The organism is Pseudomonas sp. Marseille-Q0931, from assembly GCF_940789645.1.
GTDB lineage: Bacteria > Pseudomonadota > Gammaproteobacteria > Pseudomonadales > Pseudomonadaceae > Aquipseudomonas.
On record NZ_CALNWT010000012.1, the window covers coordinates 1 to 17,004 of the forward strand.

Annotated in this window: 23 protein-coding genes; 13 read left to right on the forward strand and 10 right to left on the reverse strand. The window is 62.8% G+C overall.

The features are described 5' to 3' along the window. The first annotated feature begins 14 nt into the window (after positions 1-14). From P3C50_RS18005 to P3C50_RS18030, 6 genes are all read left to right on the forward strand, one after another. Positions 15-1,001: a metallopeptidase TldD-related protein gene (locus tag P3C50_RS18005; protein ID WP_275547147.1), complete on the forward strand. Its 987-nt coding sequence runs from the start codon at positions 15-17 to the stop codon at positions 999-1,001. Positions 1,002-1,159: 158 nt separating this feature from the next. Beyond that, positions 1,160-1,552: a FagA protein gene (locus P3C50_RS18010; RefSeq protein WP_275547017.1), complete on the forward strand. Its 393-nt coding sequence runs from the start codon at positions 1,160-1,162 to the stop codon at positions 1,550-1,552. Next, positions 1,545-2,933: a class II fumarate hydratase gene (locus P3C50_RS18015; RefSeq protein WP_275547018.1), complete on the forward strand. Its 1,389-nt coding sequence runs from the start codon at positions 1,545-1,547 to the stop codon at positions 2,931-2,933. Before P3C50_RS18010 ends, P3C50_RS18015 begins: the two co-directional genes overlap by 8 nt. Before the next feature lie 98 nt (positions 2,934-3,031). Next, positions 3,032-3,484 (forward strand): tetratricopeptide repeat protein, encoded by a 453-nt coding sequence (locus P3C50_RS18020; protein ID WP_275547019.1) that lies wholly within the window; start codon positions 3,032-3,034, stop codon positions 3,482-3,484. Positions 3,485-3,496: 12 nt separating this feature from the next. Then, positions 3,497-4,108, forward strand: a complete 612-nt coding sequence (locus tag P3C50_RS18025; protein ID WP_275547020.1) for a superoxide dismutase — start codon at positions 3,497-3,499, stop codon at positions 4,106-4,108. A 20-nt stretch (positions 4,109-4,128) separates the two neighbouring features. Beyond that, entirely contained in the window at positions 4,129-5,022 is an 894-nt protein-coding gene (locus P3C50_RS18030) for a ZIP family metal transporter (protein WP_197857621.1), read from the forward strand. 17 nt (positions 5,023-5,039) lie between these two features. Here P3C50_RS18030 and P3C50_RS18035 read toward each other — a convergent pair whose 3' ends face one another. The 10 genes from P3C50_RS18035 to P3C50_RS18080 all read right to left on the reverse strand — a co-directional run bounded on the left by P3C50_RS18035 (position 5,040) and on the right by P3C50_RS18080 (position 12,061). After that, on the reverse strand, positions 5,040-5,312 hold the full coding sequence (locus tag P3C50_RS18035) for an HPr family phosphocarrier protein (protein ID WP_197857567.1): 273 nt from the start codon (positions 5,310-5,312) through the stop codon (positions 5,040-5,042). A 14-nt stretch (positions 5,313-5,326) separates the two neighbouring features. Continuing rightward, a complete protein-coding gene (rapZ, locus tag P3C50_RS18040) occupies positions 5,327-6,184 on the reverse strand; it encodes an RNase adapter RapZ (RefSeq protein ID WP_275547021.1) in 858 nt (285 codons plus the stop codon). Between the two features lies 1 nt (position 6,185). Next, positions 6,186-6,650, reverse strand: coding sequence for a PTS IIA-like nitrogen regulatory protein PtsN (gene ptsN, locus P3C50_RS18045; RefSeq protein WP_197857565.1), 465 nt, complete (start codon positions 6,648-6,650; stop codon positions 6,186-6,188). A gap of 12 nt (positions 6,651-6,662) precedes the next feature. After that, a complete protein-coding gene (gene raiA / locus P3C50_RS18050) occupies positions 6,663-6,971 on the reverse strand; it encodes a ribosome hibernation-promoting factor, HPF/YfiA family (protein WP_003242873.1) in 309 nt (102 codons plus the stop codon). A gap of 99 nt (positions 6,972-7,070) precedes the next feature. After that, positions 7,071-8,564, reverse strand: a complete 1,494-nt coding sequence (locus P3C50_RS18055; protein WP_275547022.1) for an RNA polymerase factor sigma-54 — start codon at positions 8,562-8,564, stop codon at positions 7,071-7,073. A gap of 175 nt (positions 8,565-8,739) precedes the next feature. After that, the gene (gene lptB, locus P3C50_RS18060; protein WP_197857563.1) at positions 8,740-9,465 is read right to left on the reverse strand and encodes an LPS export ABC transporter ATP-binding protein; all 726 of its coding nucleotides are present in this window, start codon (positions 9,463-9,465) and stop codon (positions 8,740-8,742) included. Next, on the reverse strand, positions 9,465-10,004 hold the full coding sequence (lptA, locus tag P3C50_RS18065; RefSeq protein WP_197857562.1) for a lipopolysaccharide transport periplasmic protein LptA: 540 nt from the start codon (positions 10,002-10,004) through the stop codon (positions 9,465-9,467). Before lptA ends, lptB begins: the two co-directional genes overlap by 1 nt. Next, on the reverse strand, positions 9,991-10,557 hold the full coding sequence (gene lptC / locus P3C50_RS18070) for an LPS export ABC transporter periplasmic protein LptC (protein ID WP_197857554.1): 567 nt from the start codon (positions 10,555-10,557) through the stop codon (positions 9,991-9,993). Before lptC ends, lptA begins: the two co-directional genes overlap by 14 nt. Positions 10,558-10,565: 8 nt before the next feature. Next, entirely contained in the window at positions 10,566-11,087 is a 522-nt protein-coding gene (locus P3C50_RS18075) for a KdsC family phosphatase (RefSeq protein ID WP_197857552.1), read from the reverse strand. Beyond that, positions 11,087-12,061: a KpsF/GutQ family sugar-phosphate isomerase gene (locus tag P3C50_RS18080; protein ID WP_275547023.1), complete on the reverse strand. Its 975-nt coding sequence runs from the start codon at positions 12,059-12,061 to the stop codon at positions 11,087-11,089. Before P3C50_RS18080 ends, P3C50_RS18075 begins: the two co-directional genes overlap by 1 nt. 243 nt (positions 12,062-12,304) lie before the next feature. Between P3C50_RS18080 and P3C50_RS18085 the strand changes: the two genes are divergently transcribed. The 7 genes from P3C50_RS18085 (at position 12,305) to murA (ending at position 16,979) form a co-directional block, all read left to right on the forward strand. After that, a complete protein-coding gene (locus P3C50_RS18085) occupies positions 12,305-13,114 on the forward strand; it encodes an ABC transporter ATP-binding protein (RefSeq protein ID WP_275547024.1) in 810 nt (269 codons plus the stop codon). Further along, on the forward strand, positions 13,114-13,911 hold the full coding sequence (gene mlaE / locus P3C50_RS18090) for a lipid asymmetry maintenance ABC transporter permease subunit MlaE (RefSeq protein WP_197857542.1): 798 nt from the start codon (positions 13,114-13,116) through the stop codon (positions 13,909-13,911). Before P3C50_RS18085 ends, mlaE begins: the two co-directional genes overlap by 1 nt. Further along, positions 13,911-14,381: an outer membrane lipid asymmetry maintenance protein MlaD gene (gene mlaD / locus P3C50_RS18095; RefSeq protein ID WP_197857541.1), complete on the forward strand. Its 471-nt coding sequence runs from the start codon at positions 13,911-13,913 to the stop codon at positions 14,379-14,381. Before mlaE ends, mlaD begins: the two co-directional genes overlap by 1 nt. Before the next feature lie 14 nt (positions 14,382-14,395). Further along, positions 14,396-15,028, forward strand: a complete 633-nt coding sequence (locus P3C50_RS18100; protein ID WP_275547025.1) for an MlaC/ttg2D family ABC transporter substrate-binding protein — start codon at positions 14,396-14,398, stop codon at positions 15,026-15,028. After that, positions 15,025-15,333: an STAS domain-containing protein gene (locus P3C50_RS18105; RefSeq protein WP_275547026.1), complete on the forward strand. Its 309-nt coding sequence runs from the start codon at positions 15,025-15,027 to the stop codon at positions 15,331-15,333. Before P3C50_RS18100 ends, P3C50_RS18105 begins: the two co-directional genes overlap by 4 nt. Before the next feature lie 118 nt (positions 15,334-15,451). Then, a complete protein-coding gene (locus P3C50_RS18110) occupies positions 15,452-15,691 on the forward strand; it encodes a BolA family protein (RefSeq protein WP_197857538.1) in 240 nt (79 codons plus the stop codon). Positions 15,692-15,713: 22 nt separating this feature from the next. Beyond that, complete coding sequence (gene murA, locus P3C50_RS18115; protein WP_275547027.1) at positions 15,714-16,979, forward strand: UDP-N-acetylglucosamine 1-carboxyvinyltransferase; 1,266 nt, start codon at positions 15,714-15,716, stop codon at positions 16,977-16,979. The last annotated feature ends 25 nt before the right edge of the window (positions 16,980-17,004 follow it).

Sequence of the window (17,004 nt, forward strand, 5' to 3'; positions counted from 1 at the left end):
CGGTGGGCTGGGAGATGTGTAAAAGAGCCCCCCCCGGGTCGCCCCCCCCGGAGCGGGCAGCCGAGCGGGCGCGGGCCGGCGGGGCGGCGGCTTCCGCCGCCGACACGGGGATAAAGACCGCCGATGGCCCCAGCCTCACCCCCCATCGGGGCTGCCGCTTTTATGGCAACAGCCATGGTTTTACCGGCGTTTATGCGAGCACCCGCCACAGCCTGAGTTGCGTGATGATCGCCGAAGGCGAAGGCCAGATGCAGCGCGACTACTGGTACGACGTCAATCGCCAGGGCGAGCTGCTGGCCGACGCCGCTGGGATCGGCCAGCGCGCTGCCGAGCGCGCGGTCAGCCGCCTTGGCGCACGGCCGGTGCCGACCTGCGAGGTGCCGGTGCTGTTCGCTGCCGAACTCGCCGGCGGATTGTTCAGCCACCTGCTGGCGGCAATCTCGGGCGGCAATCTGTATCGCCATTCCTCCTTCCTCGAAGGTGCGCTGGGGCAACGTCTATTCCCCGAGTGGCTAAGCCTCGACGAGCGCCCGCACCTGCCGCGGGCGCTGGGCAGCGCGGCCTTCGACGGCGATGGCCTGGCCACTTACGCCAAGCCGTTCGTGGAAAAGGGCGAGCTGGTTTCCTACGTACTCGGCACCTACTCCGGGCGTAAGCTGGGCCTGCCGAGCACCGCCAACTCCGGCGGCGTGCACAACCTGTTCGTCACTCATGGCGACGAGGATCAGCAGGCGCTGATCCGGCGCATGGGGCGCGGCCTGCTGGTGACCGAGCTGATGGGCCAGGGCCTGAATCTGGTCACTGGCGACTATTCCCGTGGTGCGGCGGGCTTCTGGGTGGAGAACGGCGAGATCCAGTTCCCGGTGCAGGAAGTGACCATCGCCGGCAACCTGCGCAACATGTTCCGCCAGATCGTCGCGGTCGGTCGCGATCTGGAGCGGCGCGGCAATATCTGCACCGGCTCGGTGCTGATCGAGAAGATGACCGTCGCTGGTAGCTGACAGCCGCTGATGCGCGGCCCGACCGGCCGCGCACGTTCTGCCATTGACGATCCCGCTTGAGCGGCGGGTCGCCTTGCACATGAAAGCCCACACATTCTATGTATTGATTATTTTTCTCAAAAGAGAATTAATATCATTAATTGATTGGGTGGGTGTCCATGTTCTATCCCTTTTTCACGCCTTGTCCGAACTGCTGGCGTTGGCAGGGTTTTCTCGTGCGCTGCGCCCTGCGGCCCGATGAGCCGCGCCTGCTCGATTTCCACGAATGGCATGGTCGGCAGCTGGTGGAGCGCGGCCTGCTGGATGCCTGGCGCGTCTCGCGCATCACGCTCGAACTCTTGCTCGACACCGCCTGCGACCCGGCGTTGCCCTGGCACTGGCGCTCCCTTTGCCTGGATCGCGCCTACCGGCCGTTGCGCGTGATGCAGCAGCAGGCACTCGATCCCGCGCGTCAGCGCAGCCTGGGCATGCTGCTCAATCGCCTGGCAACGCTGCGCCTGGAACCCTCCCTCTCTTTCACCGAATCGGCAAAAGGACATCCTTATGAGTGAAACCCTCAGCGGCACCCGCATCGAACGTGACAGCATGGGCGAGCTGGAGGTGCCGAGCGCGGCGCTCTACGGTGCGCAGACCCAGCGTGCGGTGAATAATTTTCCGGTTTCAGGGCAGCGCATGCCGGGGCCCTTCATTCGTGCACTGATCCTGGCCAAGGCCGCTGCAGCGCGGGCCAACGTCGAGTTGCAGCAACTCGATCCGCTGATGGGCGATGCCATTGTGGGTGCCTGTCAGCAGTTGCTCGACGGCGATTTCATGGCGCATTTTCCGGTGGACGTGTTCCAGACCGGCTCCGGTACCAGCTCCAACATGAACGCCAACGAGGTGATCGCCACCCTGGCAAGTCGCATCCTTGGCGATAGCGTCAGTGCCAACGATCACGTCAATTGCGGCCAGAGCAGCAACGACATCATCCCCACGACCATCCATGTCAGCGCAGCCATCGAACTGCATGAACGTCTGCTCCCGGCGCTCGGCCACCTGCTCAAGGTGCTGTGCGAAAAATCCCTGGAGGTTCAGCCGTACATCAAAACCGGGCGCACGCATCTGATGGATGCCATGCCGGTGCGCATGAGTCAGGTGCTGGACGGCTGGGGGCAGCAAATTCAGGCCAATGTCGAGCACCTGCGGGCATTGCAGCCCAGCGTGCAGGCGCTGGCCCAGGGTGGCACCGCGGTCGGTACGGGCGTCAATGCACATCCTCGTTTCGCCGAGCAGTTCTGCCTGGAGTTGGGCCGCCTGACGGGGGTTGATTTCACCTCCGGCAACAACTTCTTCGCGCTGATCGGCTCGCAGGACACGGCCGTGGCCGTATCCGGCCAGCTCAAGACTACCGCCGTATCGCTGATGAAGATCGCCAACGATCTGCGCTGGATGAACTCGGGGCCGCTGGCCGGACTGGCGGAAATCGAGCTGGAAGCCCTCCAGCCCGGCTCCTCGATCATGCCCGGCAAGGTCAATCCGGTGATACCCGAGGCGGTAGCCATGGTGTCGGCGCAGGTGATCGGCAACGACTCGGCCATCGCCATCGCCGGCCAGTCCGGCAATTTCGAACTCAACGTCATGCTGCCGCTGATTGCCGACAATCTGCTCTACAGCATTCAGTTGCTGACCAACGCCAGTCGTCTGCTGGCTGATCGGGCCATTTCCAGCTTCAAGGTCAACCAGCCCAAGCTCAAGGAAGCACTGGATCGCAACCCGATTCTGGTGACGGCGCTGAACCCGATCATCGGTTACCTCAAGGCCGCCGAAGTCGCCAAGCAGGCCTACCGCGAGGGACGGCCGATCATCGAGGTGGCGCTGGAACATACCGACCTGTCGCGAGTGCAGCTCGAGCAGCTGCTCAACCCGGAAAAACTCACTGAAGGCGGCCTCTGAGTCGCTTTCGTCCCGGAAACTGCTCACGTGCCCGCTCGGCCAGACAGCGTGCAGCCGGGCCGGTAAGTCGTGGACGGGTTCTTACCAGGAGGTCTGTCATGGAGCACTGGAAAACCATCATCGAAACCGGCAACCGCTGTTTCAGCGAAGGCGACTGGGTCACGGCCCGCGAACTCTATCTGCAGGCGTTGGCCGAGGCTCAGGTGATGTTCGGGCGCTGGCCTGATCACAACATGGCGGTGGCAGCCTTCGTAATTTCCCATCACAACCTGGCCGATTTGCATTTGGCGCTGGGACAGCCGGAGGAGGCTGCGGAAAACCTCTGCGCCAGTCATGAGCGCCTGTTGCAGACCCTGGCCGACAGCCAGCAGCCGCAGGCTCTGCGCGAAGTCGCCCTGCACCACAGCCGCCGCACCTACGTCGAGCTGTTGCAGTTCATCGGCGAGCACGGCGCCTTCCCTCGCACCGATCGTTTGCTGGGCGCTTCGCAGCGCCATGCCTGGCAGCGCCAGTCGGTCAATCCGGCCAGCCAAGGCCGCCACTATCACTGAAGGAGATCGTCCATGCCCTATAGCCTGCCCGCACTGCCATACGCTTACGATGCCCTGGAACCGCATATCGATGCGCAGACCATGGAAATTCATCACGTCAAACACCACCAGACCTACATCAACAATCTGAACGCGGCCCTGGAAGGGACGTCCTATGCACAAGAGCCGGTGGAAGAGCTGCTGAGCCGCTGGAAGGAATTACCGCAGAACCTGCACGCCGCATTGATCAACCAGGGTGGGGGACATGCCAACCACACACTGTTCTGGACGGTCATGTCGCCTTCTGGTGGGGGTAAGCCCGACGGTGAGCTGGCGACAGCGATCGATGCCGAGCTGGGCGGCTTCACGGCGTTCCAGGACGCCTTTACCAAGGCCGCTCTGAGCCGGTTTGGCAGTGGCTGGGCATGGCTCAGCGTGACGTCGGAGAAAAAACTCGTGGTAGAAAGCAGCGCCAACCAGGACAGCCCCTTGATGCATGGCAACACTCCGATCCTCGGGCTGGATGTGTGGGAGCACGCTTACTACCTGCGCTATCAAAATCGCCGGCCGGAGTACATCGGGGCCTTCTACAACGTCATCGACTGGCGTGAAGTGGCGCGTCGATACCGGCAGGCCCTGAGTTGAATGTACGGATATCCCAGGTGATGCGAGCCCCGCTGACTTCCCTTCCCAGCCTCAATGGCCGAGTTCTGCGTTATTTGCTCGGTGGTGCCATCCTGTTTTGCGGTGGGTTGTTGCTCTTCGTTCAGTCGGCCGCGCTGATCGACCAGAGCGTGCAGCCGCAACTCATGCGAGCGATGCAGGCTGGCCTGCTGTGTGCAACGGGGACAGCGCTGGGCGCCTTGCCGGTGCTGTTCATGGGCGAGCTGTCGCAGCGCTGGCGCGACAGCCTGCTCGGTTTCGGCGGCGGCGTCATGCTGGCAGCGACAGTGTTCTCCCTGCTCACCCCGGCATTGGACGTGGCGGCGGAGCAGGGATTTACGCCTTGGGGGGCGGGCGTCATGGCCAGCATCGGCCTGCTGCTGGGCGCCGCAGCACTGCTGGGCCTGGGTAAGCTGCTCGAGGAACGGCGTTACCTGTCTGATCCACAGGCGGGGCCGGGACCGGGCGCGCTGCTGTTCGTGATTGCCATCATGTTGCACAACGTGCCGGAAGGCATGGCTGTCGGAGTCGCTGCGGGAGCCGGACTGGCTGGCGCCGGTGGCCTGGCGATCGGCATTGCCCTGCAGAACGTCCCCGAAGGGCTAATCGTCGCTTTGGTGCTGGCCAGTGCGGGAGTGAGTCGCGGCAAGGCGGTACTGATCGGTGCCGCGTCCGGATTGGTCGAACCGCTGTTCGCGGTACTCTGCGCATGGCTGGTCAGTGTCTCGCAGGTGCTGTTGCCTTGGGGGTTGGCGCTTGCCGCTGGCGCCATGCTGTTCGCGGTCATTCACGAAATCATCCCCGAGTCGCACGGTAACGGGCACCGTGGCGATGCCAGCCTGGCGCTGACGGCGGGCTTCTGCGTAATGATGGTGATGGATACGGCGCTGGCTTGAGGCGGTCTCGGTGCGCCTCATTCGCCTTCGTCGAAGTAGTTTTCGATGAGGCCGACCAGAGCGTCCATGGCCTGCTGGTCCTGCTCGCCTTCGGTATGCAGGTGCACACAGGTGCCCTTGCCCGCAGCCAGCATCATCACTGCCATGATGCTCTTGCCGTCCACCAGGCTTTCGGCGCTACGGCCGATTCGCACCTGGCAGGGGTAGGTGCTCGCCACGCCGACGAACTTCGCCGCGGCGCGGGCGTGCAGGCCGAGCTTGTTGATGATGGTGATTTCACGTGCGGGCATCGCGGCATGGCTCCTTAGCTGAGGTCGCGGTGGCGCACCTGGACGTTCTTCAGCGAGTCTTTGAGTGCCTGGCTCAGGCGGTTGGCCAGATACACCGAGCGGTGGTGACCACCGGTGCAACCAATGGCGATGGTGACGTACGCGCGGTTGCTGGCGGCGAAGCGCGGCAGCCATTTTTCCAGGTAGGCGAGAATGTCCTGATACATCTCCTCGACCTCCGGTTGCGCCGCCAGGTAGTCGACCACTGGTTGATCCAGGCCGGAATAGTCGCGCAGCTCAGGCTTCCAGTAAGGGTTGGGCAGGCAGCGTGCATCGAACACCAGATCGGCGTCGACCGGCATGCCACGCTTGAAACCGAAGGACTCGACGAGAAAGGCGGTGCCGGTCTGCGTCTGGCCGAGCAGGCGCAGCTTGAGCGTATCGCGCAGCTGATAGAGGTTCAGCCTCGTGGTATCGATCTTCAGATCGGCGCGATCGGTGATCGGTGCCAGCAGCTGACTTTCGTAGGCGATGGCCTCGGCCAGCGAGCGGTTGTCGTTGGTCAGCGGGTGGCGTCTGCGGGTTTCCGAGAAGCGTTTGAGCAGCGTCTCGTCTTCGGCGTCGAGGTAGAGCACGTCGCAGCGGATGTTGCGCTGGCGTACTTCTTCGAGCAGCTCCGGGAAGCGCTTGAGCTGGCTCAGCAGGTTGCGTGCATCGATGGAAACGGCCACCTGCGGCAGCAGCATATCGCTGTGTGGCAGGAAGCGCTCGGCGAGGTCGGGCAGCAGGCCGGCCGGCAGGTTGTCGATGCAATAGAAACCGTTGTCCTCAAGTACATCGAGGGCGGTGCTCTTGCCCGAGCCGGAGCGACCGCTGACGATGATCAGGCGCATGTCATTGACCGTTCTGAATGTCCACCACGACCTGATAGAGATCTTCGCCGCTGTTGGCCTGGCGCAGACGTTCGCGTACTTCCTGGCGATCGAGCATGCTGGCGATCTGGCGCAGCAGTTCGAGGTGCGCGTCGGTTGCCGCTTCCGGCACCAGCAGGACGAACAGCAGATCGACCGGCACGCCGTCGATGGCGTCGAAGTCGACCGCGGTGTCGAGGTGCAACACGGCGCTGATCGGTGCACTGCAGCCGGCCAGGCGGCAGTGGGGAATGGCAATGCCGTTGCCGAAGCCGGTGGAACCGAGCTTCTCGCGGGCGATAAGGCTTTCGAAGATGTCCTGGGCATCCAGGTCGGGCAGGTCGCGGGCAACCAGGTTGGCGATCTGTTCGAGCACGCGTTTCTTACTGCCGCCCGGCACGTTCACCAGGGAACGGCCGGGGGTCAGGATGTTTTCAAGTCGGATCATGGATGGGGAATGTTAGCGGGCCGTGGCGCCTTGCAGACGCTCGAGCTGCTTTTCCTTGTGCTTGATGAGTTGACGGTCGAGTTTGTCGGCCAACAGGTCGATGGCAGCGTACATGTCCTGATGTTCGGCATTGGCGACGACTTCGCCGCCGGCGACATGCAGGGTGGCTTCGATCTTCTGCTTGAGTTTCTCGACCTCCATGGTCACCTGAACGTTGGTGATCTTGTCGAAGTGGCGTTCCAGTCGGCCCAGTTTCTCGCCGATATAGTCACGCAGGGCGTCGGTCACATCCAGCTGATGTCCACTGATGTTGACTTGCATACCGCTTTCTCCTTGTTGCCTTGTGTAAGAGACGGGTCTGGTTCGACCCGCCGCCGGAACACTCTGGCCTGAAGACCCTGGGCCTTCAGTCGATCTGGCCTACATCAGTCGCTTGCGCTCACTGGAGGGCGCGATACCGAGGGACTCGCGATACTTGGCGACCGTCCGACGGGCGACTTGGATGCCTTGTGCCTCCAGTAAACCAGCGATCTTGCTGTCACTCAACGGCTTTTTCGCGTTTTCTGCCGCAACCAGTTTCTTGATGATCGCGCGGATCGCGGTGGACGAGCATTCGCCGCCTTCGGAGGTGCTGACGTGGCTGGAGAAGAAATATTTCAGCTCGTAAATGCCGCGCGGGGTGTGCATGAATTTCTGCGTGGTCACGCGCGAAATGGTCGACTCGTGCATGCCGACCGCTTCGGCGATGTCGTGCAGCACCAGAGGCTTCATCGCCTCGTCGCCGTAATCGAGAAAGCCGCGTTGGTGCTCGACGATCTGCGTGGCCACCTTCATCAGCGTCTCGTTGCGGCTCTGCAGGCTCTTGATGAACCAGCGCGCTTCCTGCAGCTGGTTGCGCATGAAGGTGTTGTCGGCGCTGGAGTCGGCGCGTTTGACGAAGCCGGCATACTGCGGGTTGACCCGCAGGCGCGGCATGGCTTCCTGGTTCAGCTCCACCAGCCAGCGGTCGTTGTGCTTGCGCACGATCACGTCCGGAACGACGTACTCCGGCTCGCTGGATTCGATCTGCGACCCCGGGCGCGGATTCAGGCGCTGGATCAGGTCGATGACCTGGCGCAGTTCGTCTTCCTTGAGCTTGGTGCGGCGCATCAGCTGGGCGTAATCGCGGCTGCCGAGCAACTCGAGATAATCGCTGACGACGCGCTGGGTCTCGTTCAGCCAGCTCGTATTGGCAGGCAGCTGGCGCAATTGCAGCAGCAGGCATTCGCGCAGGTCGCGGGCACCGATACCGGCCGGTTCGAACTGCTGGATGCGGTGCAGCACCACTTCCACTTCGTCCAGCTCGATATCCAGCTCTGGGTCGAAGGATTCGGTCACTTCCTCGAGGGTTTCCTCGAGATAACCATCGTTGTTGATACAGTCGATCAGGGTGGCGGCGATCAGCCGGTCCTTGTCCGACATGGGGGCCAGGTTCAGTTGCCAGAGCAGATGGCTCTGCAGGCTCTCGCCGGTGGAAGTGCGGGTGGTGAAGTCCCACTCGTCATCATCGTTGCTGGGCAGGCTGCTGGCGCTGGTCTGGTAGATGTCTTCCCAGGCGGTATCGACTGGCAACTCGTTGGGGATGCGGTCGCCCCATTCGCCATCCTCCAGGTTATCCACCGTCGGAGTGGTCTCCTGGTAGCTCTCTTCCTTGCTCGGGGCGGGAGCGGCGCTTTCGGCGCCATCAGCCATCGGGTCGCTGTTGTCGAAGTCGTCGCCATCTTCCTGGCGCTCGAGCATGGGATTGGATTCCAGCGCCTCCTGGATTTCCTGTTGCAGGTCCAGGGTCGACAGTTGGAGGAGGCGGATAGCCTGTTGCAGCTGCGGGGTCATCGTCAGCTGCTGGCCCATCTTGAGGACTAGCGATGGTTTCATTGCAGACCTTAATTTACTGGCGAGTTACGCCTTCCACATCAGGGCGCCGAAGCGCCGCCAGGAAGCAAATTATATGCCTGAATTTCTCGTTCTTGCCTAGGGGTTGCAATATTTCTGTAGCGAAATAGCGGCGATCTACAGGCAGTGTGAAGGCGCAGTATTTTCACGCAGCCTGCTACAGGCGGAACTCGTGGCCCAGATAAACTTCCTTCACCGTCTGGTTGGCGAGGATGGTCTCGGCGTCACCTTCGGCGATCAGTTGCCCATCATTGACGATGTAAGCGGTTTCGCAGATATCCAGGGTCTCGCGCACGTTGTGATCGGTGATCAGGATGCCGATGCCCTTGGTCTTGAGGTGATGGATGATCTGCTTGATGTCGCCCACCGAAATCGGGTCGACACCGGCGAAGGGTTCGTCGAGCAGGATGAACTTGGGATTGGTCGCCAGGGCGCGGGCGATCTCCACGCGGCGTCGCTCGCCACCGGACAGGCTCATGCCGAGGCTGTCGGCGATGTGGTGGATATGGAACTCCTGCAGCAGGCTGTCCAGTTCCGCCTGCCGCCCGGCGCGGTCCAGGTCCTTGCGCGTTTCCAGAATAGCCATGATGTTGTCGGCCACAGACAGTTTGCGGAAGATCGAGGCTTCCTGCGGCAGGTAGCCGATGCCGGCGCGCGCGCGGCCGTGCATGGGCTGGTGGCTGACGTCGTGGTCGTCGATCAGCACGCGGCCCTGATCGGCGCGCACCAGGCCAACGATCATGTAGAAGCAGGTGGTCTTGCCGGCGCCATTGGGGCCGAGCAGGCCGACGATCTGACCGCTTTCGATGCTCAGGCTGACGTCACGCACGACCTGGCGGCTCTTGTAGCTTTTCGCCAGGTGTTGGGCTTTGAGAATGGCCATTACTGTTGCTGATCCGCGGGTTTGTTCTTCGGCTGGATGACCATGTCGATGCGCGGGCGTGGCGTGCTGACGTTGCCGCCCGTGGCGCGACCGGCATTGACGATCTGGCGGCGGGTGTCATAGACGATCTTCTCGCCTTCGAAGGTATTGCCTTCCTGAATCACCTTGGCCTGGTCGATCAGTACGATACGCTCGTTGCTGGCGAAGTACTGGATGGTCTTGCCGTAGGCCTTGACGATGTCCTTGTCCACGGCTGGCTTCTGCTCGTAATAGGCCAGGTTGCCCACCGAGGTGAAGACGTCGATATCGCCACTGGCGGTCTGCGTGATGGTCACGGTGTCGCCGGTGATCTTCAGGGTGCCCTGGGTGATGATCACGTCGCCGCGATAAACCGCGACGCCCTGCTTGTCATCCAGTTCGGCGCTGTCGGCCTGGATGCGGATCGGCTGGTCGCGATCCGATGGCAGTGCCCAGGCAGCCGCGCTTCCCAATGCGGCGCTGAGGCTGAGAATCAGGGGGAGGGTATTAACGAACCTCATGCTGGCCTCTTACGTTGGACTGCAGGAGCATCCTGCCGTCATTCAAGTACGCTTTCATTCCTTGTGCCGTGGTCACCCCGTTGGCCGCGACGATTCTAACTGCTTGCTCGGTCTGCGCATATTCCTTGTCGGGAATAACGGTCATGCGGCTACTGGTGATGATGGTTGGACGGTCCTTTGCATCGGTGCGGGCGATGCGCACGTCGTCGATCAGTTCCACCTCGACGCCGCCGGGCGAGACTTCGGCACGCTGGCTGGTCACTTTCCAGGGCAATTCGGTGCCGCGGTAGAGGTCCAGCTTGGGCGTGTCGATCAGGGTGATGTCGGTACTCTTGACGTGTTCGAGCTTGTCCGCGGTCATGCGGTAGTGCAGTTTGCCGTCATCCTGGAACTGCACGGTGCGTGCGCCGACCACATAGAAGTCGATGACATTGTCATCGCCGTTCTGCTGGGCTACGCGGGCGCTGTCCGGCGCGAGGTTCCAGTAGCCGAGAGCGGCCACCACCACTGCGATCAGCGCGAAGATCAGAGTATTGAGAAGTTTACGCGGCATGCTGTTCTCTATAGATAGGCGGCCTGGGCCGCTTCCAGTGTGCCCTGGGCACGCATGATCAGTTCGCAGAATTCCCGCGCCGCACCGTCACCGCCACGCGCCTGGGTCACGCCATGGGCATGCTGGCGCACGAAACTGTCGGCGCTGGCCACGGCCATGCCCAATCCGACACGGCGAATCACCGGAAGGTCCGGCAGGTCGTCGCCCAGATAGGCAACTTCTTCATAGCTTAGGCCGAGTTCGGCGAGCAGGCCGTCGAGCACCACGAGTTTGTCCTCGCGGCCCTGGAACAGGTGCTGGATGCCGAGGTTGTTGGCGCGGCGCTCCACTACCGGGGTCTTGCGGCCGCTGATGATGGCGGTGCGCACGCCCGAATTGATCAGCATCTTGATGCCGTGACCGTCGAGCGTATTGAAGGTCTTGAACTCGCTGCCGTCTTCGAGAAAGTACAGGCGGCCGTCGGTGAGCACGCCATCGACGTCGAAGATCGCCAGTTTGACGGCGCGGGCGCGTTGCAGCAGGTCGTTCATCACATTACTCCGGCGCGCAGCAGGTCGTGCATGTTGAGGGCGCCGACCGGCTTGTCCTGGTCGTCGACCACCACCAGCGCGTTGATCTTGTGGTCTTCCATGATCTTCAGGGCTTCGGCGGCGAGCATCTCGGCGCGGGCGGTCTTGCCGTGCGGGGTCATGACCTCGTCGATCGACGCCTGGCGTACGTCGATGCCCTTGTCCAGGGTGCGGCGCAGATCGCCATCGGTGAAGATGCCGGCCAGGCGGCCGTCTTCTTCCAGTACCACGGTCATGCCCAGGCCTTTCTGGGTCATTTCCAGCAGCGCGTCGCGCAGGCTGGTGCCACGGCGCACGCAGGGCAGCGCATCGCCCTTGTGCATGACGTTTTCCACCTTGAGCAACAGGCGACGGCCGAGGGCTCCACCCGGATGGGAGAAGGCGAAGTCTTCGGCGGTGAAACCGCGCGCTTCCAGCAGGGCGATGGCCAGGGCATCGCCCAGTACCAGGCTGGCGGTGGTCGAGGAGGTTGGCGCCAGGTTCAGCGGGCAGGCTTCCTGCGATACGCGGGCATCGAGATTGACCTCGGCGGCTTTGGCCAGCGGCGAGTCGGGGTTGCCGGTCATGCTGATCAGGCGGATGCCGAGGCGCTTGATCAGCGGCAGCAGGGTGACGATCTCGGCGGTCGAGCCCGAGTTGGACAGGGCCAGGACGATGTCGTCCTTGGTGATCATGCCCATGTCGCCGTGGCTGGCTTCGGCCGGATGGACGAAGAACGCCGTGGTGCCGGTGCTGGCCAGGGTCGCGGCGATCTTGTTGCCGATGTGCCCGGACTTGCCCATACCGACTACGACCACGCGTCCCTTGCAGTTCAGAATGAGCTCGCAGGCCCTGATGAAATCGGCATCGATACGGGGCAGCAGCTCCTGCACCGCTTCGAGTTCGAGGCGAATGGTGCGCTGCGCGGAGTCGATCAGGTCGCGGGTCTGGTTCATTGGGCTGAGCTGTCGGGCGAAAAAAGACGGGGATTATAACGGGAAAAGCTTTCTGCGCTCACCTCTGCTTTAAGCAGCCATTGTCGAAGCTGTCGCAAGTCTGAACGCCGTATTGTGGCGCTATTGGGCGGCATGTCCGGCAAATGCTATAGTTCGCGGCCATTTTGGCCCCCTCTGGCCGGCGCGTGTCCTGGCATCGGGAGGCGGCGTCTGCAAGGAAGGCCTGGTTTTCGAGGAGTTCAGATGAGCGCCGAGCACGAGTACGCGATCGAGTTGCAGGGCGTCAGCTTTCAGCGCGGCGCGCGGTCGATTTTCGAAAAGGTCGACATCCGCATTCCGCGCGGTAAGGTCACCGGCATCATGGGCCCCTCCGGCTGCGGCAAGACTACCTTGTTGCGTCTGATCGCCGCCGAGCTGCGCCCCTCCGCAGGCGATGTCCGCGTCGACGGCGTGAGCCTGCCGAAGCTGTCGCGGGACGAGCTGTTCGACATGCGCAAGCAGATGGGCGTGCTGTTTCAGAGCGGCGCGCTGTTCACCGATCTCGACGTGTTCGAGAACGTGGCGTTCCCGCTACGGGTGCACACCAAGCTTCCGGAAGAGATGATTCGCGACATCGTCCTGATGAAACTGCAGGCCGTTGGCCTGCGCGGCGCGCTGGAGCTGATGCCGGACGAGCTGTCCGGCGGCATGAAGCGTCGTGTGGCGCTGGCCCGCGCTATCGCTCTCGATCCGCAAATTCTGCTGTATGACGAGCCGTTCGTCGGCCAGGACCCTATCGCCATGGGCGTGCTGGTGCGTCTGATTCGCCTGCTCAACGATGCGCTGGGGATCACCAGCGTGGTGGTCTCTCACGATCTCGCGGAAACCGCCAGCATCGCGGATTACATTTACGTTGTCGGCGATGCGCAGGTATTGGGGCAGGGCACGCCGGCCGAGCTGATGGAGTCGGATAATCCGCGTATTCGTCAGTTCATGAAGGGCATTCCGGACGGCCCGGTGCCGTTCCATTTTCCAGCGCCGGACTACCGCGAAGATCTGTTGGGGAGAGGTTGATGCGCAGAATTTCACCGCTCGAACGGCTGCGGCTGTTCGGTCGTGCGGGTATCGATGTGGTTGCGACGCTGGGGCGCTCGGTGCTGTTCCTAGTCGGCGCGCTGTTCGGCCGCAGTCGCGCCGGCAAGCCGTTGCAACTGTTGATCAAACAGCTGTTCGCGGTCGGCGTGATGTCGCTGGCGATCATCGTCGTCTCCGGCGTTTTCATCGGCATGGTGCTGGCCCTGCAGGGCTACAACATCCTGGTCAGCTATGGCTCCGAGCAGGCGGTCGGGCAGATGGTCGCCCTGACCCTGCTGCGTGAACTGGGGCCGGTGGTCACTGCGCTGCTGTTCGCCGGTCGCGCAGGTTCGGCGCTGACCGCCGAGATCGGCAACATGAAGTCGACCGAGCAGCTCTCCAGCCTGGAGATGATCGGTGTCGACCCGCTCAAGTACATCGTCGCGCCACGGCTGTGGGCCGGTTTCATCTCGATGCCGCTGCTGGCGATGATCTTCAGTGTCGTCGGCATCTGGGGCGGGGCGATGGTCGCCGTGGACTGGCTGGGCGTCTACGAGGGATCGTTCTGGTCCAACATGCAGAACAGTGTTTCCTTTTATGACGATGTGCTCAACGGCGTGATCAAGAGCATCGTCTTCGCCTTCGTGGTGACCTGGATCGCCGTATTCCAGGGCTACGACTGCGAACCCACTTCCGAGGGCATCAGCCGCGCGACCACACGCACCGTGGTGTATGCCTCGCTGGCCGTGCTTGGCCTGGATTTCATTTTGACCGCTTTGATGTTTGGAGACTTCTGATGCAAAACCGCACGCTGGAGATTGGTGTCGGCCTGTTCCTCATGGCCGGTGTGCTGGCCCTGCTGCTGTTGGCCCTGCGCGTCAGCGGCCTGAGCGTCGGCAGTGCAGGCGATACCTACAAGGTCTACGCCTACTTCGACAACATCGCCGGGCTGACCGTACGCGCCAAGGTGACCATGGCCGGCGTGAGCATCGGCAAGGTCACCGCCGTCGACCTGGACCGCGACAGTTACATGGGCCGAGTGACCCTGGAACTCGATGGCAACGTCAATAACCTGCCCGAGGATTCCACCGCGTCGATCCTGACTGCAGGTCTGCTCGGTGAGAAGTACATCGGCATCAGCGTCGGTGGTGACGAGGAGGTGCTCAAGGACGGCAGTACCATCCACGACACGCAGTCCTCGCTGGTGCTGGAAGACCTGATTGGCAAATTCCTGCTCAATTCGGTCAATAAAGATGAAGCCAATTGATGAGGGCTCCTGACATGTTCAAGACCGTGCGTAATTCCCTGCTGGCGTTGCTTGCCGCCATGCCGCTGCTAGCCGTCGCCGCGCCAAGCGCCCACGAGGTGGTGCAGCAGACCACCGATACCCTGCTGGCCGACCTCAAGGCCAACAAGGAGCGCTATCGCAGCGATCCCAATGCGTTCTATGAGTCGCTCAACGAGATTCTCGGCCCGGTGGTCGACGTCGATGGCATCTCCCGTGGCGTGATGACCGTGCGCTACTCGCGCCAGGCCTCGCCCGAGCAGATGAGCCGCTTCCAGGAGAACTTCAAGCGCAGCCTGATGCAGTTCTATGGCAACGCCCTGCTCGAATACAACAACCAGGACATCCGCGTACTGCCGGCCAGCGGCAAGCAGGACGCCGAGCGCACGTCGGTCGGCATGGAAATCCGCGACGGCAAGGGCGTAGTTTATCCGCTGTCCTACACCATGGTTTCCCAGGATGGCACCTGGAAGCTGCGCAACGTGGTGATCAATGGCATCAACGTCGGCAAGCTGTTCCGCGACCAGTTCGCCCAGTCGATGCAGAACAACCGCAACGATCTGGACAAGGTCATCGACACCTGGGCCGATACCGTGGCCAGGGCGCGCCAGGCTCGGGGCGAATCGTGAGTCAGGCGAGCATCAGCGAGCGCGCCGCTGGGCAACTGCAGCTCAGTGGTGTGCTCGATTACCGCACCGGCCCGAAGTTGCGTGAGCAGGGCGCGCGTTTGATCGCCGCCAGCAGCGCCGCGCAGCTGTCGCTCGACTGCAGTGCGGTGGAAAAATCCAGCAGCGTCGGTCTGGCGCTGCTGCTGGCGTTCGTTCGCGATGCGCGCAAGGCCGGGCGTGAGCTGTCGATCAGCGCGCTGCCCGACGACATGCGCGAGATCGCTCAGGTCAGCGGTTTGCTGGAACTGCTGCCGCTGCAACCGTGAAGCGCTTCCCGTCGTTCCGTCAGCACCGCTGCTGGCGGGGTTCGCAGGCGGGAGGCTTTTTTGTATGATGGCCGACCCGCGGGCGTAGGTAGCCCGAATGCGTCAGTCGAGGTCGAGCATGCAGGCTGCAGAAGTAAAAAGCCTCCTAGAGGAAAAACTCCCGAACACCCAGGTGGAAGTCGAAGGCGAAGGCTGCAACTTCCAGCTCAACCTGATCAGCGACGAGCTGGCTGCACTCAGCCCGGTCAAGCGTCAGCAGCAGATCTACGCCCATCTCAATGCCTGGATCGCCAGTGGCAGCATCCACGCCGTGACCATGAAATTCTTCAGCCAGGCCGATTGGGCCGCGCGTTCCTGAGCCTGCGGGCGACGAGATTCCTATGGATAAACTGATCATTACCGGCGGTGCTCGCCTCGATGGCGAAATCCGCATTTCCGGTGCGAAGAACTCTGCGCTGCCGATTCTGGCTGCCACCCTGCTGGGCGACGCCCCCGTCACCATCTGCAACCTGCCGCACCTGCACGACATCACCACCATGATCGAGCTGTTCGGTCGCATGGGCATCGAGCCGGTGATCGACGAGAAGCTGGCGGTGGAAGTCGACGCCCGCGCGATCAAGACCCTGGTTGCACCCTACGAGCTGGTAAAGACCATGCGCGCCTCGATCCTGGTGCTCGGCCCGATGGTCGCCCGTTTCGGTGAGGCCGAAGTGGCGCTGCCGGGCGGTTGCGCCATCGGTTCGCGTCCGGTCGACCTGCACATCCGCGGCCTCGAGGCGATGGGCGCGATCATCGATGTCGAAGGCGGCTACATCAAGGCCAAGGCGCCGGAAGGCGGCCTGCGCGGCGCGCACTTCTTCTTCGACGTGGTCAGCGTGACCGGTACCGAGAACATCATGATGGCCGCGACCCTGGCCAAGGGCCGCAGCGTGCTGGAAAACGCCGCGCGCGAGCCGGAGGTGGTCGACCTGGCCAACTGCCTGATCGCCATGGGAGCGAAGATCCAGGGTGCCGGCACCGATACCATCATCATCGACGGCGTCGAGCGCCTGCATGGCACGCGCTTCAGCGTGATGCCCGACCGTATCGAGACCGGTACCTACCTGGTCGCCGCCGCCGTCACCGGTGGCCGCGTCAAGGTCAAGGATGCCGACCCGTCGACCCTGGAGGCCGTGCTGGCCAAGCTGCAGGAAGCGGGCGCCGAGATCACCACCGGCCCGGACTGGATCGAGCTGGACATGAAGGGCAAGCGGCCGAAGGCCGTCAACCTGCGCACTGCGCCGTACCCGGCGTTCCCCACCGACATGCAGGCGCAGTTCATCGCCCTGAATGCCGTGGCCGAAGGCACTGGCACCATCATAGAAACCGTCTTCGAAAACCGCTTCATGCACGTCTACGAGATGCTGCGCATGGGCGCTAACATCCTGGTCGAAGGCAATACGGCGGTGGTCACCGGCGTAGAGATGCTCAAGGGCGCGCCCGTGATGGCGACCGACCTGCGTGCGTCGGCGAGCCTGGTGCTGGCTGCGCTGGTGGCCGAAGGCGATACGCTGATCGACCGCATCTACCACATCGACCGTGGCTACGAGTGCATCGAAGAGAAACTGCAACTGCTCGGTGCCAAGATCCGCCGAGTGCCGGGCTAAGTCTCCATTGCTGTAAGACCGCACC

Coding starts and splice junctions, on each gene's coding strand:
- P3C50_RS18015 (WP_275547018.1), top strand. CDS start 1,545: ATGAGTGAAACCCTCAGCGGCACCCGCATCGAACGTGACAGCATGGGC.
- P3C50_RS18110 (WP_197857538.1), top strand. CDS start 15,452: ATGCAGGCTGCAGAAGTAAAAAGCCTCCTAGAGGAAAAACTCCCGAAC.
- P3C50_RS18100 (WP_275547025.1), top strand. CDS start 14,396: ATGTTCAAGACCGTGCGTAATTCCCTGCTGGCGTTGCTTGCCGCCATG.
- P3C50_RS18035 (WP_197857567.1), bottom strand. CDS start 5,312: ATGCCCGCACGTGAAATCACCATCATCAACAAGCTCGGCCTGCACGCC.
- rapZ (WP_275547021.1), bottom strand. CDS start 6,184: ATGCGCCTGATCATCGTCAGCGGTCGCTCCGGCTCGGGCAAGAGCACC.
- P3C50_RS18055 (WP_275547022.1), bottom strand. CDS start 8,564: ATGAAACCATCGCTAGTCCTCAAGATGGGCCAGCAGCTGACGATGACC.
- P3C50_RS18020 (WP_275547019.1), top strand. CDS start 3,032: ATGGAGCACTGGAAAACCATCATCGAAACCGGCAACCGCTGTTTCAGC.
- P3C50_RS18080 (WP_275547023.1), bottom strand. CDS start 12,061: ATGAACCAGACCCGCGACCTGATCGACTCCGCGCAGCGCACCATTCGC.
- lptB (WP_197857563.1), bottom strand. CDS start 9,465: ATGGCCATTCTCAAAGCCCAACACCTGGCGAAAAGCTACAAGAGCCGC.
- P3C50_RS18025 (WP_275547020.1), top strand. CDS start 3,497: ATGCCCTATAGCCTGCCCGCACTGCCATACGCTTACGATGCCCTGGAA.
- P3C50_RS18030 (WP_197857621.1), top strand. CDS start 4,129: ATGCGAGCCCCGCTGACTTCCCTTCCCAGCCTCAATGGCCGAGTTCTG.
- P3C50_RS18085 (WP_275547024.1), top strand. CDS start 12,305: ATGAGCGCCGAGCACGAGTACGCGATCGAGTTGCAGGGCGTCAGCTTT.
- lptC (WP_197857554.1), bottom strand. CDS start 10,557: ATGCCGCGTAAACTTCTCAATACTCTGATCTTCGCGCTGATCGCAGTG.
- mlaE (WP_197857542.1), top strand. CDS start 13,114: ATGCGCAGAATTTCACCGCTCGAACGGCTGCGGCTGTTCGGTCGTGCG.
- P3C50_RS18010 (WP_275547017.1), top strand. CDS start 1,160: ATGTTCTATCCCTTTTTCACGCCTTGTCCGAACTGCTGGCGTTGGCAG.
- mlaD (WP_197857541.1), top strand. CDS start 13,911: ATGCAAAACCGCACGCTGGAGATTGGTGTCGGCCTGTTCCTCATGGCC.
- lptA (WP_197857562.1), bottom strand. CDS start 10,004: ATGAGGTTCGTTAATACCCTCCCCCTGATTCTCAGCCTCAGCGCCGCA.
- raiA (WP_003242873.1), bottom strand. CDS start 6,971: ATGCAAGTCAACATCAGTGGACATCAGCTGGATGTGACCGACGCCCTG.
- P3C50_RS18075 (WP_197857552.1), bottom strand. CDS start 11,087: ATGAACGACCTGCTGCAACGCGCCCGCGCCGTCAAACTGGCGATCTTC.
- murA (WP_275547027.1), top strand. CDS start 15,714: ATGGATAAACTGATCATTACCGGCGGTGCTCGCCTCGATGGCGAAATC.
- ptsN (WP_197857565.1), bottom strand. CDS start 6,650: ATGATCCGACTTGAAAACATCCTGACCCCCGGCCGTTCCCTGGTGAAC.
- P3C50_RS18005 (WP_275547147.1), top strand. CDS start 15: ATGTGTAAAAGAGCCCCCCCCGGGTCGCCCCCCCCGGAGCGGGCAGCC.